Genomic DNA, 18,416 nt, shown 5'->3' with positions numbered 1-18,416 from the left:
CAAAATGAAACATATAAAATATATTCTTCTTTCCTTATTAATTTGCAGTACTTTTTCCTGCAAGAAGGATTTTTTAGCATTGCAACCGCAGGGCGAACTCACCGAGGAACAGTTAATGAGCCAGGAGGGGGTTGAAGGACTTTTAATAGGCTCCTATAGTTTACTTAATGGTAATTTAGACGGAACATGGGGTAATTATGGTGCCGCACCAAGCCAATGGTTATTTGGCGAGGTTGCATCTGATAATGCGCATAAAGGGAGTAGCACAGGAGATCAGCCGCCTATGAATGCCATTGAACAGCATTCGCCAACCAGCACAAATGATAATTTATCGAATATCTGGAACAGATGTTTTGAAGGAATTCAACGCTGTAACCGTACTTTAAAAGTCCTTGCTAGCTTACAGGCAGGTTCGGGATCGACCAAATTTGATGATGCCCGTGCAAAAGAAATTCAAGGCGAAGCCAGATTGTTACGCGGACATTATTATTTCTTTTTGGTTCGTATATTTAAAATGGTACCTTATGTTACCGAGGCCAATAGCGGTACTTTTGTTCCTAATGATAAAGACATTTATCCTAATATTGTAGATGATCTTCAGTTTGCCGTAGCCAATTTAAGTATAACCAAACCAAAAAATCAAAAAGGTAGGGTAGATAAATATGCTGCTCAGGCTTATCTTGGCAAGGTATTTTTATACCAAAAGAAATATACTGAAGCTTATGACTTGTTGAATGCCGTAATTTTGGCAAAGCCGAGCTTGGTTGATATGCCTTATACTGATAATTTTGATATTACCAAAGAAGACGGACCTGAAACGATTATGTCTGTTCAACATTCAGTTGGAACCGATGGTACTGGCGGAGATAATGGGAATGTAGGCGATATGCTTAACTTCCCGTACGGCAATGCGCCGATTAACTGTTGTGGTTTCTTCCAGCCAACCATAGATCTGGCCAACTCCTTTAAGGTAGATGCCCTTGGCTTACCGCTACTGGATGGCAGCTATCGGACTAATCCATATAAATCTGATTATGGATTAACCGGAACGGATAAAACAAATTATGCAGTAGATAAGACTTTAGCTTTAGATCCACGAATCGAATCGACAATAGGAAGACGTGGCGTTCCATATCGCGATTGGGGTTTAATGCCTGGCGATACCTGGATTCGCGATGCCAGCAATGGCGGCCCTTTTCTGGCTGTTAAGAATACCATTGATGCTTCGCAGATTTCGAGCGGAACAGCCCCGGGGAGTTCTAATGTAACCGGATTAAACGTAAACCTGATCCGCTTAGCTGATGTTTATCTGATGGCGGCAGAATGTGCGGTAGAAAAAGGCGATTTGCCCAGGGCCTTAACTTTGGTAAACGCAGTAAGGGCCAGGGCAGCTAAAATAACCCCTCGTGATATAAATGGAACGCCGGCGGCGGCCTACAAAGTTAGCCAGTACATCTCATTTCCAAATGATACCTACGCCAGAAATGCGGTGCGTTTCGAACGCAGATTGGAATTGGCAATGGAAGGCCATCGGTTTTTCGACCTTGTGCGTTGGGGTATAGCCAAACAAACCCTCGAGAGTTATTTTTCTTTTGAAGGTGGCTACTTTAACTACTTAAAAGGCATTACCATCGAAACCAGGGATGATTATTTTCCTTTACCTCAAGATCAGATTGATAGAAGTAATGGTACCCTAAAACAAAGCCCGGGTTATTAGGTTATAAACGAGTACATGAGCGGAGCGGTGATCATGAACATTGCTTCGCGAATGTATTTTATACTATGAATATACAAAGTTTGGAGCATGACGATCGCCTTAGGAATGTGTATTAAAAACAAATAATAGAACTAACAAGAGATGTATCCACACGATAGGCTTTGGTACGGGACAGGGCGGCTGAAATACTGCTACTATCGGGAGTAAAATAAACCCGACCAACAGCGTTATCCCGATTTAGGAATGGTTTAATTTATAGGTTCTTTTATCGGGATTAAGCAGAGGGCGGGGCGACTGTAACCGAAGCAGCACAGAAATTGCTTTCCTATAAAAAATCAAAATTGGGCGTAATAGAGCAACTACGTAACTATTTCTCCTCCTTAAACCTACTAAAAAACAATAGGGCAATTAAGCAAAGTCCGAAACCTACAATTCCATTCAATCGTAACCCGAAATCGTTTCCTGGATCTTTGCCGTAAATGGTAAGCATGGCGAAAATAGCTATGCCTAAGGTTTGGCCGAGTTTTACAAAAAGGTATTTCACGGCGAAAAACATACCTTCTTGGTTTTCACCCGTTTCTAAAGTATCTCTTTGGGCAATATCGGCTAAGATCGCCGTGGGTAAAATACCGAGCGCCGCTAAAGGAAAAGAAGCGGATAGTACCAGGATGTAAATCTGTGTATGCGGACCTAATGGTAATTTGCCCAAAAAGAAAATGGTTACAAAGATTAAGCAAAGTACACCGAAGGCCAGTAATACAAAAGGTTTTTTACCAATTTTAGCAGAGCCAAAATTAACCAGCGGGTAAAATAGCAAGGAAGCCAAAACCATGGCACCCATAAATTTTCCACCTTCTGATTCTGGCAGTCCCAATAAAACGGTGCAGAAAAACAATAAACCGCTTGATATAATACTCAATGCGGTATAAAAAGCAAAATCAGAGATCAGGTAATATTTAAAATTGCTGTTTTTAAAGGTACTCCTTATTGCAGGCCATAAAGGTATATGGGTAGGTTTGGCCGTCGAAAATTCTTTTTCGTTGATGAAAAAAATCGGTAATAACATCACCAGGCCCGATAAAATGCATAAACCCCATATGGCAATCTGGATAGCCTCGCTACGGTTGGCTACATGGAAATTGTCTTCAACGAGATCAGCAAAATTGTTGGTGCAAGCCGATAAAATAATGCCGATGACAAAGCCCACCTGCTGATAGCTGGACAGCTTAACTTTCTGTCTTGGCGTATTGGTTACTTCTGCCAGTAAAGCGTTATAGGGGATAATATAAGTGGTAACCGATACAAAAAACAAACAAAGCGTAATGGTTAACCACCAGGCATTGTGCAGGCTTTCGGTTTTTTGGACCGGATAGAAAACCAGTCCGCAGAAAAGCATTGCTGGGATAATAGCCCATTTCATAAAAGGCATTCTACGGCCATTTTTATTGGTGCTTGCATCGCTTTTAGATGCAATAAAGGGGTCGTAAATGGCATCTACCAATCTACCTGAGGCAGCAATAATAGAAAGAATATTAAATGCACCCAATAAAACGAGTTGTGGTACCAAAGGTGGCAGGCCAGCATTGCTTGGCGGCAAATAGAAATAAGGAAGCATTACGATGATAATATTTGTCATCGTGCTCCAACCAATCATACCTGCAGCGTAAGCAATTTCTTGTTTTAAGGAGAGTGTTTTGTTCATTAATTATTTTAAGTTCTTTTATGTTTTTTGTAAAGCAGGTTTCTGTGTTAATTGGTTAAATCAGTCCTGCTTTCCATTTTATTCCGCTGCGCTTCATGTTCATTCCAATCAGATTTATTTTACTTAGGTCTGCCTTTAGCAAATTGTAAAGATCTGGCGTCATTCCCGCGCAGGCGGGAATCTTAAAGCTTATTGCATTAGGATTCCCAATCAAGTTGGGAATGACGATCCGCGAACAATTATTTTTTCTTAAACCATTTGCTCACAAAATAAACCGCCAGAAAGCCAATAAAAATATATAAACCATTTAATGCCGCATTTTGATCATCAGCATAAATACTGAAGGCAACAAAGGTATAAGCGGCAATAAATATGATAGGCAATATAGGATATAAAGGAACAGTATAGATGGTTTTTTTATCAAGATGTGCTGTTCTTTTTCTGAGGATGAAAATCGTGGCTGCAGAACTGGCCATGCTAATGCTTTCCAGGAAAATGGTATAGTTTAGAATCTTGTCGAAGGTTTTGGCATAGAAAATAATTACCACGGCAATTAATGTAAAAACTGTTAAGCTAATGGTAATTACCGCTGTTTTTTATTTATTCTGCTGAATATTTTTGGCAGGGCACCTTCTTCGCCCATGGCAAACATTGCCCTAGGGTTGCTCAATAGGTTTACATTTACATAACCCATTACCGAGAAAAAAATAATTACAGAAAGGGCGTTGAATCCTGCCGGACCAAATATTTTCGAGGCTAATATCGCCGCTATACTTTCTGCTGATTTTAATTCTTCGAAGCCGATAACCTTTACGTATACGTAGTTAATAGCCAAATAAAGGATCACAATAATAGTTAAGCCGATAATGATGGAACGCGGGATTACTTTCTTGGCTTCTTTAACCTCGCCACCAAAATTAATGGTCTGCGCATAACCCGCATAAGAGAAAGAAACGGCAATTAAACATAAACCTAATGCTTTTCCGTAATCAGACCAGGTTGGTAAAGTGCTGTTTGCTGTTTTAAAAATTGGCGTAATGGTTTGTGTTTTTCCGCCGAAAAATACAGCGCAGATGAGTGTTAAAATCATTCCAATTTTAATTACCGTTAACACATTTTGTGTTTTAGCACTCGCTTTTAAGCCTAACAGATTAATGAAATAAAATACCAAAATGGTGGTAATGGCAATGGTAACGCGGTAGGTTTCATTCTGTTTATCGATAGGTAAAATAATTTTGCTCAGGTATTCTGCACCAATAATTGAAATTGCCGCTACAGATGCGGCGCTCGAAATAATAACGATACAGTTAATGGCGAAAGCAATAGAAGGGTGATAAGCCGCTGAAAATATTTTGTAATACCCGCCTGTTACCGGAAAACGCGAACCAATTTCGGCATAGGTTAATGCACCGCAAAAAGCCACAAAGCCACCAATAAACCAGGCCAGGTAAAATAACTCCGGAATCTGTGCTTTCGCCGCTACATTTACAGGCGTACGGAATACCCCCATTCCAATAACCAAACTCACCACAATCATGGATAAATCGAATAGCGAAAGTTGCTTCTTTTGTTGCATTAAATAGAATTATGAATATTGGGTTGAAGATAGGGAAATTTGAATGATTGAGTGAGAGAATGATGTAAGATGGAAAAGAGACTATGAACATAATCAGTTGACAATTGCCGATTGGCAGTTTTCAAAGGTAATTAAACCGATAAACAAATGAAACCTCGCCATCCATTGTTTACATGTGGAAATTTTCTTTTGCGAGCCTCAAAGAATAAATCTATTATTGTATAATAATTCTGAAGAACGTATTTAAAAATATTTTTATTTCAATCATCAGGGTTATTTCTACAAATTCTTCATCGCTTTGCAAACCAAAAATGCAGGGGTTTTCATTGAAGAACAGATAAAAACAGTATGGCAGAAGTAGTTTATAACGACGACAGTATTCGTTCATTAGATTGGAAAGAGCACATCAGGCTTCGTCCGGGGATGTACATTGGTAAACTTGGCGATGGTTCTGCTCAAGACGATGGTATTTATGTTTTGCTAAAAGAAATTGTAGATAACTCTATCGATGAGTTTGTAATGGGTACCGGAAAAACCATCGAAATTACGCTTTCGGAGCAAAAAGTGAATGTACGCGATTACGGCCGTGGTATACCATTGGGTAAGGTAATCGATTGTGTAAGCAAAATAAATACCGGCGGTAAATATGATAGTAATGCCTTCCAAAAATCGGTAGGTTTAAATGGTGTGGGTACCAAGGCAGTTAACGCGCTTTCCACCAGTTTTACCGTACAATCGTACCGTGATGGAAAAACAAAAAAGGTAGAATTCTCTAAAGGAGAAATTGTAAACGAACAACCCGTTATTGATACTACTCAGCGTAACGGTACAGCCATTACTTTTTATCCGGATGAAACCATTTTCAGAAACTACCACTACATTCCTGATTTTGTAGAGAGTATGGTTTGGAACTACGTGTTCTTAAATACTGGTTTAACTATAAATTTCAATAACCAGAAATATTTTTCGGAAAGAGGTCTATACGATTTGCTTTCTAAATTTAATAAGCCGGAAGAAATTCGTTACCCGATTATCCATATGATTGGGCCAGATATCGAAATTGCCATGACCCATGGTCAACAGTATGGCGAAGATTACCACTCTTTTGTGAATGGACAACACACTACACAGGGTGGAACCCACCAGGCGGCATTTAGAGCTGCGGTAGTGAAAACCGTTCGGGAGTTTTTCAAAAAAGAGTTTGATGCAGCCGATGTGCGTTCATCTATTATAGCGGCAATTTCTGTGCGCGTACAGGAGCCTGTTTTCGAATCGCAGACTAAAACAAAACTAGGCTCACAGAACATGGGGCCTGAAGGTCCATCGGTTGCTACTTTTATTAACGATTTTGTTAAAAAAGAGCTTGATGATTACCTGCACAAACATCCTGACGTTGCTGATGCACTTTTAAAACGCATTATTCAATCGGAACGGGAGCGTAAAGATATTGCAGGAATTAAAAAACTGGCTAATGACAGGGCCAAAAAAGCTTCGTTACACAATAAAAAACTGCGAGATTGTAAGGTGCATTTTAATACTACGCACGAGAAACGTTACGAAACCACCTTATTTATTACTGAGGGCGATTCAGCTTCAGGCTCAATCACAAAATCGCGTGATGTAGATACCCAGGCGGTGTTCAGTTTAAAGGGGAAGCCGCTAAATTGTTACGAGCTGACAAAAAAAGTGGTGTATGAAAATGAAGAGTTTAACCTACTGCAACACGCTTTAAATATCGAAGATGGTTTAGATGGCTTACACTATAATAATATCGTTATTGCTACAGATGCCGACGTGGATGGTATGCACATCCGTTTGCTGATGATGACTTTCTTTCTTCAATTTTTCCCTGATCTGGTAAAAGCAGGCCATGTTTATATTTTGCAGACACCGCTTTTTAGGGTGCGCAATAAAAAGGAAACCATTTATTGCTACAGTGACGAAGAACGTAAAAATGCAATCGAAAAACTGGGTAATAAACCAGAAATTACCCGATTTAAGGGTTTAGGAGAAATTTCTCCTGATGAATTTGGGTTATTTATCGGGAAAGATATCAGGTTAGACCCTGTTATTTTGAAGGATCAAACGATTAAAAGTTTGCTGGAATATTACATGGGTAAAAACACGCCAGACAGGCAACAGCACATTATCCGTAACCTAAGAATAGAGAAGGATGAAGTAACTGAAGAGCCTAAAGTGATTACGGAAGAAGTAGCATAAAAAAAGATTCAAGTTTTTAAAACTTGACTTCTTAATTAATGCGTTGCGTAGAAAAGATCCTGAAACAAGTTCAGGATGACGACCGACTTATTCTTTAGGTACTTTTACGGTATCTTCCGGGTGTTGTGGGGGCAATACATCTACCTTTTTTTCTACAATAGTAATTTTGGTAAATACGGCATACTTACTGGGTGAAATGCCATTATCGTACTTTTCGGCATAAGCCTGTGTAAATTCTGCGCCGAAGTAGAGTATAATAGAAGTATAATAAATCCACAATAAAATAACGATGATTGAACTGGCTGCACCAAAGGCCGAACCTGGATTACCTTTTTCAATATAAATCCCGATCAGATATTTACCTAAACTGAACAGAACAGCCGTGAATAAAGCGCCAATTATTGCCGATTTCCATCGGATGATAACGTCTGGTAATACTTTAAATATCACTGCAAATACAGCCGTTACGGCAGCTAATGTAATTACATTGTTTAAAATATAAATCAACAATGCCATGGTATCATTTGCAACCGGAATCACTTCGTTTATATTGCTTTGCGAAAGCAGATTGGCCAATTTAGAACCCAAACCCACCACTACACTGTTTACAACCAATGATACCAGTAACAGGAAGCCCATCGACACGATTAAAGAAAAAGACAATAACCTGTTAGAAAGCATTTTTAGCCAACCTTTTTTGGGCACAGCTTTTACTTTCCAGATCATATTGATGCTATCCTGTATTTCAATAAAAATAGCGGTCGATCCGATAATAAGTGCAACAATTCCCACTACTAAACTAAATGTTGATTGACCTGTTTTGTTGGCATGTTCTACAAAACCCTGGATCTGGCCCGCCGCATCTTTACCCACTAATTCGGTAACCTGACCAAAAAATTTCCCCCGTGTTTCCTCATTTTTTTTATCACCCAAAAATAGAGTGGCGGCAGAGAGGAGGATTATAATAAGCGGTGTAAGCGAAAAAATGGTGTAATAAGCAAGTGAAGCACTTAATTTAGTTACCCTATCTTCCATAAAACCTTTTCCTGCGGCTATAAAAAGGTGATAAATGGCAACAAAAAAATATTTGATTTTATGTAATACTCTTACTCTTTTCATCGAAAAATTAAAAAGGATATCCTATCCCAATGTTAAAAATTAAATTCTGTTTACGCCAATCCTTATTCCCGAATGCGATATCATTAAATACCCATCTTTGTCCTTCTGGTAAGTATGGTTTACGTACAGGAAAAGCCACATCTAAACGGACTACAAAAATGCTCACATCTACCCGTAAGCCTGCACCCGTACCAACAGCCAGTTCATTAAAAGCATTTTTCAGCTTAAAACCAGATCCAAGTCTTGCCGTCTCTGGTTTGCCAGGTTCTCCAAGATCTTCTTTCCTTAGCCAGATATTTCCGGCATCTACAAACAGTGCTCCATAAAGTACGCTCACTATCTTAAAACGCAGTTCTGAGTTGAGCATTAACTTAATATCACCACCCTGATCGGCAAAAATAGCATCATCTCGAACTTTATAAGTACCCGGCCCTAGTGTTCTGGCCGGAAAAGCCCTGATATCGTTACTGCCGCCTGCAAAAAACTGTTTAACAAATGGCATTGAGCTGGAGTTTCCATAAGCATAACCATAACCTAAGTTTAACCTGTTTGCCCAGATTAAGTTTCTGGTAATTTTATAATAGTCTCTTAAATCGGCTTCTACTCTGATAAACTGCGTTAACGGTTTGTTAAAGATAGATCGTTGACCATTTTCATCCTTTGGGGTAAATAACCCCCAAACATTACCTCCGGTTTCTAATCCTCCAAAGAAATAGGTGTTATTTCTCCGGCTATCTTCCATCTGGTTGGTATAGGTGAAATTATAATTGCTACCAATAATAAACTGACTTTCTAACGTAGTTCTTAAGAGTGGATTTTGTTCGTATATTCTCTCCTCAGTCGTGTCAGATGGAAAAGAAGTAGAAACATAACTTACTGATATTGGGTTGAAATTATGCTCTTTGTACTGATTCTCTTTAAAGTTGTAACCATATTGCCCCTTAAATGCATGTAAGGTATATTCAGAACCACGGTTAAGCATTTGGTAAGAAAGCGAGGCAATGGTTTTCGGGATAAAGGCATTGGTACTATTCGGTTTGTAAAATGGCACAATAAACCTGGGAAAGGTCAGTTTTCCTTCGGCGGTTAACGACAAAGAGTTTTTGCCTAATGAAGTTCCTTTGGTTTGTGTTTCGAAACCACCACTTAAACTGATGTCTAACTGTTCGGCATTTCTAAATAGGTTTCTGGTGGTTTGTGTAACTTTTACCTCTGAGCCGACAAAATTGTTTGATTTACTTGTTCCGGTAACAGAAAAGGTAAGTGAATTTTTCTTTAAAGGTGTTAAATAAATGTTCAGATCAAGCTGATTGTTTTTGAAACTATCAACTGGTAAAAATTCGGCCCTCACATCTTGAAATGCACCTACATTTACCATTCGGTTTAACGATTGGTTATGATCTTTACGGTTATAAGGTTCGCCTTTTTGGAAGAACACCAAGCGGTCGAAAAGCCTTGGTTTAAAGGTGTTTCGGTCATCGAATATATTGAAATCATTATACTGAAGTGGTTTTAACTTTCTTAATGTATTATCTCTCCTTAAAGAATAGTTAGGATATATGTTAATATTTTTAATGGTATAAGGCTTTAATGCCGCATCAGGAGCGATATCTTTTACCTTAACCGAAACATTAACCAGGTTTTTACCAATGGTACTATCTACCTGCATAATTAAATAATCTGGACTGAAATAGAAATAGCCATTTTCTTTTAAATCGTTATCAATCCTGATCCGCTCATTTTTATAGGTATCGATATCATAATAATCGCCAACTTTTAGCAAGGTTTTGTCTTTGTTTGCATTAATGATTTTTGTGAGTACTCCTGTATCTGGCGGGAAATTAATTTTGTTGATTTTATACCTTTGCCCAGTAACCGCAGTATAAATGGCCTTACCCTTTTTTTCTTTAATAACGGTATCGCCGGTAACATTTGCCTGTAAATATCCTTCGCTAATGAGGTAACTGGATAATACATCGTTGTTGTATTTCAGTTTTACATCGTTCAATAACACTGGGGCTTCTCCTTGTCTGCGCAACCAGTTTCTAAAACCTTTTGGCTTTTTGGGTTCGCCAGCAAGATTGTAAATGCCCAGTTTAAATTTTATACCCAAAATAGATTTATTGGGACGTGGCCTTGTTTTAGCTTCCAGATCGGTTTTAACCTGTTTTTCATTATCAATTTTTCCGGATGAATCAGGATTGATTTTTACCTCAGCACCGGTATACAAAATCTGGCCTGGTTTTAAAGATTTGGTACTGCTGCAAGCTGCCCAAACTAAACAGGCCAATAAAAATAAAAGCGGTCTAATTAGTTTTCTCATCTTGTGCTTTCTGTTCAATGTTTCTTATTCTTCTGATCCTTTTCTTTTGGAAAATCTCTCTAAATTTATTGTAATCTACTACTAGTGTAAAGCCCAGGCCTGTTTCAACAATCTGCCCTTGTACAATCATATCGTTCTGGTTTCGGCGATAGGCCCTTAAACGGTAGCGTCCATCAGCAGAAAGCGCATATTCTACGTTTACATTCCCCGCAATATTGGTCGATTTTTCTCCTGGAGCCTGTGGCCCTTCTAATGCAAAAGAGCTTCCTACACTAACGGTTAGCCTGTCGTTTAAAAGTTTTTTCGATAAGCCAACTTCCAGATCCGTTTTTTGCTGCATTGAGCCGGTTGAATAATCTTCAGATGAATTTACACCGAAGTTTAGATCAACACCCTGAATTAGATCGGAGGTTAAATTATTCAATTGCTCGGTTAACAGTTTACTTACACTCGAACGGGCAAGCGTAGAAACACCGCCGCCGCCGCCCGCCAAACTTTGGAAGGGGTTGTTTGCAATAAACCGGTTTAAGGCAAGTAAAGAAAGAACCTGTTTGTTCAATTCGCTCTCATCGCGGTTTACATTAATCAATTTGGTATAAACCTGACCACTTAAAGCCCCACGCTCATTTTCTGGCAGATCGAGCTTAAAGGAAATCGTAGGTTTCAACAATTCCCCTTTTATCATCAAATAAACCTGGAAAGGCAATTTGGTTCTGGCTTCGTAAAGATCTGGTTGATTTAACAGATCGATAGGTGCCGCGTTAACTTCGTATAGTGCCGTAATATTTGCAGTAGCAGAAGTAGGTTCGCCTGTCCACACAATGGTACTCCCTTTAACCAGTTTAAATTCTTTTTTTACAACGGCCAGTGTTAAATTGTATGAACCATCAACAATCTCGTACCTACCGGTCATACTGATTTTACCACTAGGATCCATTGTTACATTTAAATCTGCATCACCTCTAACTTTTAAATTATCACCAGTAGATGGATCTACCACAACGTTTAGTTCTGCTTCTGGGTCGACCGTTACTGCCGCCACAAGGTTTAAGCCTTTGATGGGTGATTTGCTAATACTGTCAACCTTTAAAGCTTTTTGTCCGTTAAAGGGAGGAGCATCGGCATCAATAAATTGCACTATACCTTCCTGATCAATAATTGCCGGATCACTTGAAGGTAAAGCAAAGAAAAATTTTGTACCCTTATTTACCTTGATGTTCATGTTTACATCTGGTTGGTTCAAATCTCCACGCACCTTAACATTGCTGGTTAAAAACACCGTACCATAAATCATATCGTTATCGGCTGCGGTAGAATTGATTGCCCTGAAATTGTTTGTTCGGATATCTAAACCGAAGCGGTAGTTTTTAAAATCGGTGGTGTAAACCTTTCCGTTTACTGTTGCTTTTTGATTTAGGGAATCAATTAGTGTAAAGTTATTAAAACTGATGCCTTCATTTGTAAACGATATTTTTTCATTCGGCATACGGAAATATGAGTTTACATAAGCCACTTTGATTCCTGCATTGTTGAAGGTTAAGTCGCCTAGAATTTTCGGAGCTGTTAGCGCGCCTTTAACAGTAAGTGCCCCGGTTAAGGTACCTGTGCCGTTTTTAAGCTGGCCTGCAGATAAACTTTCGATGTTTTTCATTTCAATCTTATCGACGTTTACCGTAAGATCCAAAGCGCTTTCTGGTGCAGTATAATAGAAGCCGTTAACCCTTAACTCATGCACGCCGGTTAGCGCCACATTTACCTCGAAGGCATTTTCGGTATTATTGTTTACAGCGAGGCGCAAGGTACCCAGTTGATCTTTTTGGTAACGTAACTGATCGATGGTTAAGTTAGCTTCAAATTTTGGTGTGCTGGCCAGGTCTTTAACATTCGCTGTTCCATTTAAACGGCCACCAACCAAAGTAGTATCGGTTTCTGCAAATTTGGTTAAGGTTTCTAGTTGGAAATCTTTAAATTCTACTGCCAAGGGCGCATTTGCTTCGGTAGGATTACTATTGATGGAAAGTGATTGGCCGCTATTGCTGATCTGAAATTGATTAACCAATACACCTGAGGCACCGAACTGGATATAATTATCTTGCGAAACCACCCATTTCTGGTAGTCGAGCAGAAGTTTCTGTGGATCGAGGGTGAATTTAAAATCTTTGTTAATAGATTGGAAATTACCACCAATTACATATTTGTTTTTACGCTGCCTGTCTCGTAAGAAAACATTTACGCCCAAATTATTGTTCGCTGCTTCGCCACTTACTTCGGTATTGAAGAGTGCAATAGATGGGCTTTGAAGACGCTTAACGGTTAAACTATAACCTAATTTGCTGTTGTCGTTATTGATGTTTAACACGGTGGTATCTACCTTAAAATCACCATATACCACCTGCGGGAAATTTCCCTTAATCTGTAAGCTATCTTTTTGTGTATCGATTAATCCATAAAACTGTGACGGCTTGAATACTGTTAACTCGGGTACAAATTCTTTTAATAATTTAGAATCATATACTTGTACGAAAAACCTTAACCTCTGATCGGGAACTTTAGCAACGGTACCAAAGGCGTAGTATTTATTAATTTCGTTGATAATGGCATCGCCTACTTTGGTGAGCTGGTATTTGCCATCAATTTTAGCCGATAGTATTTCAGATTTTAAGGTCAGCTCATTTTCTGTAGCGGTCGATTTTGCCCGGATGGAAATCGTATCTACATTGATTTTTTGTTTGTCTTTTACCAATTGTAAGCTGGTAATATCAACCGATCCGTTTAAATAATCGGCATCGGCAGTGGCGAGGTCTACTTTAACTATGCCTGCAGCACTTAATACCGTTGGACTAAAGTTTAATGCCTGTAGGTTTACCTGTTTTAAATTTAAATCGGCTTTTACCGCTGGATATTTACCTGTCATGTTCACTTTAGCAGCTAAATTAAAGTTGGCATTGCTATCGGGCATGCTACTTTTAATGCTGATGTTCTGGTTGCTGTAATTGCCGGCAAGGCTTAAATTGCGATAGGTATATTTATTATAGTAAGCACTAATAACCTTTGCATTAAATTTTGCATTAATTTTTTTAGGATCGAGCCCTGTACCTGCAACATTTGCTTTAACCGAAATCCTACCCAATTTTGGCTGCATTTTTAAGAGTCTACCTACATTGAAGTTATTTAAACTAATGTCTGCCTTATAACTTTCTTTACCTTTAGGACCTTTCATTCCTGCTACCACAACTGCACCACCCATATCGGTATTAATGTTCATGTTGGCATTAAAATCGGTCATTGAGCCCTTAAAATTACCTTTAGCATCAATTACGTTTGGCAATTCGATTGTTGGGGGTAAAGATTTTTTAGGTACAGCCACCAGGATATCTCCTTTGGTAACATGAAGTTTTTTAATGTTTAAATCGAGATAAGTTTTCTTGATATCTGGCAGTCCCTTTGCCCTTCCACTAATATCAATCTGGGTATTTTTCAAACCACTGATCTGCAGTTTTGGGATATTCAGGTTATTCAGATAACCATTAACATTTGCTGTTAGTTTTATTTTTTCGTTACGGTAATTTGCTGGAACGGCATCGCTGAAAAAGCCAGCATCTTTTAATCCGATGGTGGTGTTCTTAAAAGCCAAATTCAATTTTACGCGTTCAGGATGTTTGGTTAAATCCTCCATCGAAGTAAAATTTAATTCAGTCGCATTTTCGATCGAAGTGTTAGGCGTTTTTAAAATGAAATTGCTCAGTTTGATCTGTTTGTCATTATAAACTGCATCACCTCTTAATTGATCCAAGACGAAACCACTTTTTTCCTTTAAAGATCCATTTTTAACATTGGCCTTTATACCTGCAGCGCTGTAACTTACATCACTGGCGCCTAAATTGAGCTGGTTAATTTTTAGGTGGTTAAAGTCCATGCCTTTTGGGGTAGGTTTAGCGCCAAGATTATCGAATTGTACATGGTTATCCGCTAAGCTGATATTCTTAATAATTAAACCCAAAGGCGATTTTTCGGGCACTACCGTATCTTTAACTTTCTTTAAATCGTTACTTGGTGCTGGTTTAAAAGCAAAAAGAATATTTGATTTGTTTAAATGTGCATCATCAACAGCATATTTACTGTTGGTTAAATCTACTTTCAGGTTTACCAACCCCAGGTCGTTTACGTCGGCAACAGCTTTGGTAGTGGATAGCTGATCGTCGTAATTTACTTTTACCTTACTGAAAATGAAGTTCTGCACTTCTATTAATGGTAACTTTCCCTGTTTTTTCTCACTGCTATCAACACTATTGGTAATATGCTGCACCAGGTGTACCAGTGGTTTTTGCTGTAGATAACGTAAAGAAGTGTTCACTAAACTTAATTCTTTAATTACATAATGCTGATTGGCCAGATCAAAATCTTTGATTTTGGTTTTAAATGCACCCAGATATAATTTTACATCATTACCCGCCACATCATCACGATAGTTGATGCCTATATCTTCGAAAGAAACTTTATCAACAGAGAATTTAAGGGTAGAGGTAGTGTCTTTATCTACTTTTTCTTCAGTCTTTTTCTGATCGCTCATAAAAGCATCAACCAGAAACGAAAAGTTGAAAGTTGTATCAGGACTAATACGCTTAACATTTGCACGTATGTTTTTCAGCTCAATATTGTTAACCTCTATGGTGTTTTTTAACAGTTTAAATAAACTGATATCAACGGCCAGTTTTTCCGCATACAATAAGGTATCACCTTTACGGTCTTCGATGTAAAATTTGTTTAAAACCACATCTTTTGGCAAGGCGATTTTAATGCTTTCTAAACTTACTTCAGTTTTGGTTTTGCTTTTAAGGTAGTTTATAGCTTTTTCTTTAACAAAATTCTGAACCGCCGGGATATTTAAAGATAGGGCTAAACCAACAACCAGAATAATGATGGAAGCAATTACCCACAATAAAATTTTTAGACTTTTGCGTACGTATTTATTCAAAGCTAAGTGTGTTTGGTGTTTGATAAATGCATGCCATTAAAATTAATTTTACGGCGATTTTTACTAAATAATACAAAAAATAACTTAAATTGTTCGCCCGCTATAAAAATTTAACATTGGCGGTTTAATAATCGGTTACAAATGAATTCAATAAATCTAAATATAACTTTTGAACAATACGAAAGTATTATAGAATTAACATCAGCAGATAGAACGCTTTGTGAACTTGCAAAGCAGGCTTTAAATACGTCTTATTCCCCATATTCCAAGTTTAGAGTAGGTACGGCAATCCGTTTGGCCTCTGGCGAAACCATATTGGGCAGTAACCAAGAAAATTTAGCCTATCCATCAGGACTTTGTGCAGAGCGTGTTGCACTTTTTACCATTGGTGCTACCTACCCAAATGCAGTTATAGAAAGTATGGCCATAACTGCCCAAACTGACAATTTTGAGATTTTAAAACCTATTACCTCCTGTGGAGGCTGTTTACAGGTAATGGCAGAGTTTGAACGTAAACAAAATACACCAATTGAAGTGATTTTTTATTGCCTAAACGGAGAAGTGTTAAAAGTGCCAAGTGTGAAAAGTTTACTGCCTTTTGCTTTTGTTGAGGATCGATTGGAGCGGTAACGAAATAGCACCTCTCGACGGGTCGTCATTGCGAGAAGGCTTTTTCAGCTGACGAAGCAATCTTAATGCGGTCGCTATAACCCATAGTTGTAAGATTGCTTCGTTGTTCCTCCTCGCAAAGACGACTTTTCTATTAGAATGTAATTATTCCTTCCAACTCCCGACCTCTGACTTTTATACTTATATTTGGTTTTTTAACCATATGAAGCATCTCTGCATCCTTATTTTTTCGATTTTTCTTTCTTTTAAACTGCAAGCTCAAGCCGTACTTAAAAGTAATGCGGTTTATAAAATAATTTATTTCCGATCTTCAGATGGAAAACCGAAAGAAGACCAGAATGCTATAGTGGTATTGGCTTCGGCAAGTCAAAATTTAATCAGCAATGCTGGCATCCTCGATAATAAGGCGAAATATCCTTACGAACAAAGCATTGTTGCTAAGCCTGCACAAATTTTATTTCAGGTTGCCGATTTAGGTGCAAATAAGCAGATTGCAACTGCTGATAGTGTTGCAGTTGGTAAGCAAACTTTTGAGTTGAGCAACGAAACCAAAGTGATTTTGGGTTATACCTGTAAAAAAGCCACAACAGTTGTTAATTCCAATAGAATAGACCTATGGTATACTAACGATGCCGGTATAAAAGCCGCGCCAACCAGTTTAGGCCAGAATCTTGGACTGGTTTTAGAACAGGTGCGTAATGGCAGTAGCTTTGTAACTGCTACAAAAATTGAAGAAGTTAAAAAATCGAAACCAATCGATCTGCAAAAAATAAGTGCTAAACTAACTGATGGATTAACTTATAAAGATTTACTCTGGAAAAGCAGGTTTACCACACTAAGTGTTTTTAATAACGAAACGATTAATTTTATTGATAAACCACAATCGAACGATTCTGTATTCCGTTTTGCGGGAGGGACAGTGATTGCCAGGAAAGTAAAATTTCCCGAGTTTCAGTCTAACCCCAATGTTTTTGTCGATTTAACCGAGCAATCCAACGGCGATGCATACGATAGAACAGGATCGGTATTTATTATTCCGACTGATAAACAGATCAGTTTAATGGATGCACTTAAAAACTCTGTTAAAAACCTACCTGTTTACGATAATGGCAATGGAAAGCAATACCAGGGTGTTGTAGCCACAGCAAATTATAACCCCGTTATAGAGTTGATGCGTTTTTTTACCCCTTTCGGCGTTGGTAAATACAATACTTTAAAATTGAAGGATAAAAATTGGGCAGAAAAAGTTTACTATAGACAGGATATTTCGGAATTGTTTCCGCTGGTAAATGGCAAAGAGGCTTGGATAGCTGTTTTTGTTGGAAACTATGATAAGGGCGGACATAAAGTTTCTTTAAATATTACACTGCACAACGGTGGAAGACAAAAGGAAGCCAAAGAAGTGATTTTGCCCTTATTTAATTCGACTAATGTAATGGAAATGGCTGGACAAGAATATGCAACCATGTTTAGCAGTGATAAAGGTTTGGAAGTTTCTTTTACCTTAGCAAAAGACCTAAAAGATGCGAAACTGCGTTACATTACAACAGGTCACGGCGGCTGGGGAAATGGCGATGAGTTTGTGCCACGGAAAAATACCATCTGGCTGGACGAAAAAGAAGCATTCGCTTTTACACCATGGCGACAGGATTGCGGTTCGTACCGATTATCGAACCCTGCCTCTGGAAATTTCGAAACTGGTCTTTCTTCATCTGATTTAAGCCGTTCTAACTGGTGCCCAGGTACCGTTACCAATCCGGAATGGATCAGCTTAGGAGATTTAAAGGCAGGTACGCACACTATAAAAGTAACCATCCCAATGGGTAAACCAGAAGGCTCCAGCTCTAGTGCATGGAATGTTTCGGGCGTGTTGTTGGGGGTAGAATAGTGCAATATTTTTTCGGGGATGAGTATCCTCCTGCAACCCTAAATAGCAGCACAAAACTATTTTTCTAAACCGGATTGAAGGGGAGATCTTTTTTGCCGCCTGAGCGTAGGGTTGAGTGTAAAAAAGATCGTACCGGAAAGCCGGAGGAAACATTAATCAAACCTACGGAACCCTGCTTTCCAAATCAACACAAACAAATTTAGATTTGGGCAGGTGAAACACCAGCCGATAGAATGAGAAATCATTTTATAATATGCAAGCATTAA

Annotated in this window: 10 protein-coding genes; 4 read left to right on the top strand and 6 right to left on the bottom strand. The window is 38.5% G+C overall.

Annotated elements, in window-relative coordinates; all coding sequences use genetic code 11:
• Positions 1-4: 4 nt before the first annotated feature.
• A complete protein-coding gene (locus H9N25_RS15655) occupies positions 5-1,717 on the top strand; it encodes a RagB/SusD family nutrient uptake outer membrane protein (protein WP_190326493.1) in 1,713 nt (570 codons plus the stop codon).
• A gap of 367 nt (positions 1,718-2,084) precedes the next feature.
• Here the strand turns inward: H9N25_RS15655 and H9N25_RS15650 are convergent, their stop codons facing one another.
• The 3 genes from H9N25_RS15650 to H9N25_RS15640 form a co-directional block, all read right to left on the bottom strand.
• Positions 2,085-3,419 (bottom strand): MFS transporter, encoded by a 1,335-nt coding sequence (locus tag H9N25_RS15650; RefSeq protein WP_190326492.1) that lies wholly within the window; start codon positions 3,417-3,419, stop codon positions 2,085-2,087.
• Between the two features lie 239 nt (positions 3,420-3,658).
• Positions 3,659-3,967: a hypothetical protein gene (locus H9N25_RS15645; RefSeq protein WP_190326491.1), complete on the bottom strand. Its 309-nt coding sequence runs from the start codon at positions 3,965-3,967 to the stop codon at positions 3,659-3,661.
• Positions 3,968-4,002: 35 nt separating this feature from the next.
• Entirely contained in the window at positions 4,003-4,995 is a 993-nt protein-coding gene (locus H9N25_RS15640) for an APC family permease (protein ID WP_190326490.1), read from the bottom strand.
• Positions 4,996-5,343: 348 nt separating this feature from the next.
• Here H9N25_RS15640 and H9N25_RS15635 point away from each other — a divergent pair, with 348 nt between their 5' ends.
• Positions 5,344-7,215 carry a DNA topoisomerase IV subunit B gene (locus H9N25_RS15635; protein ID WP_167296877.1) on the top strand — a complete coding sequence of 624 codons (1,872 nt, stop codon included), beginning with the start codon at positions 5,344-5,346 and terminating at the stop codon, positions 7,213-7,215.
• An 87-nt stretch (positions 7,216-7,302) separates the two neighbouring features.
• Here H9N25_RS15635 and H9N25_RS15630 read toward each other — a convergent pair whose 3' ends face one another.
• Genes H9N25_RS15630 through H9N25_RS15620 form a run of 3 tightly spaced genes read right to left on the bottom strand, consistent with a single transcriptional unit; the run spans position 7,303 to position 15,632 of the window.
• Positions 7,303-8,334, bottom strand: a complete 1,032-nt coding sequence (locus tag H9N25_RS15630) for a YihY/virulence factor BrkB family protein (protein ID WP_167296876.1) — start codon at positions 8,332-8,334, stop codon at positions 7,303-7,305.
• Positions 8,335-8,341: 7 nt separating this feature from the next.
• Entirely contained in the window at positions 8,342-10,657 is a 2,316-nt protein-coding gene (tamL, locus tag H9N25_RS15625) for a translocation and assembly module lipoprotein TamL (RefSeq protein WP_169502839.1), read from the bottom strand.
• Positions 10,641-15,632 carry a translocation/assembly module TamB domain-containing protein gene (locus tag H9N25_RS15620; protein ID WP_190326489.1) on the bottom strand — a complete coding sequence of 1,664 codons (4,992 nt, stop codon included), beginning with the start codon at positions 15,630-15,632 and terminating at the stop codon, positions 10,641-10,643. Before H9N25_RS15620 ends, tamL begins: the two co-directional genes overlap by 17 nt.
• 141 nt (positions 15,633-15,773) lie before the next feature.
• On the opposite strand from H9N25_RS15620, the gene H9N25_RS15615 reads away from it, so the two are divergent.
• The gene (locus tag H9N25_RS15615; protein WP_167296873.1) at positions 15,774-16,262 is read left to right on the top strand and encodes a cytidine deaminase; all 489 of its coding nucleotides are present in this window, start codon (positions 15,774-15,776) and stop codon (positions 16,260-16,262) included.
• Positions 16,263-16,464: 202 nt separating this feature from the next.
• Entirely contained in the window at positions 16,465-18,150 is a 1,686-nt protein-coding gene (locus H9N25_RS15610; protein ID WP_190326488.1) for a PNGase F N-terminal domain-containing protein, read from the top strand.
• Positions 18,151-18,416 lie beyond the last annotated feature (266 nt).

Source organism: Pedobacter riviphilus (assembly GCF_014692875.1).
GTDB lineage: Bacteria > Bacteroidota > Bacteroidia > Sphingobacteriales > Sphingobacteriaceae > Pedobacter > Pedobacter riviphilus.
The sequence above is the reverse complement of the archived record's forward strand: the minus strand, read 5'-3'. Positions and strand labels throughout refer to the sequence as shown.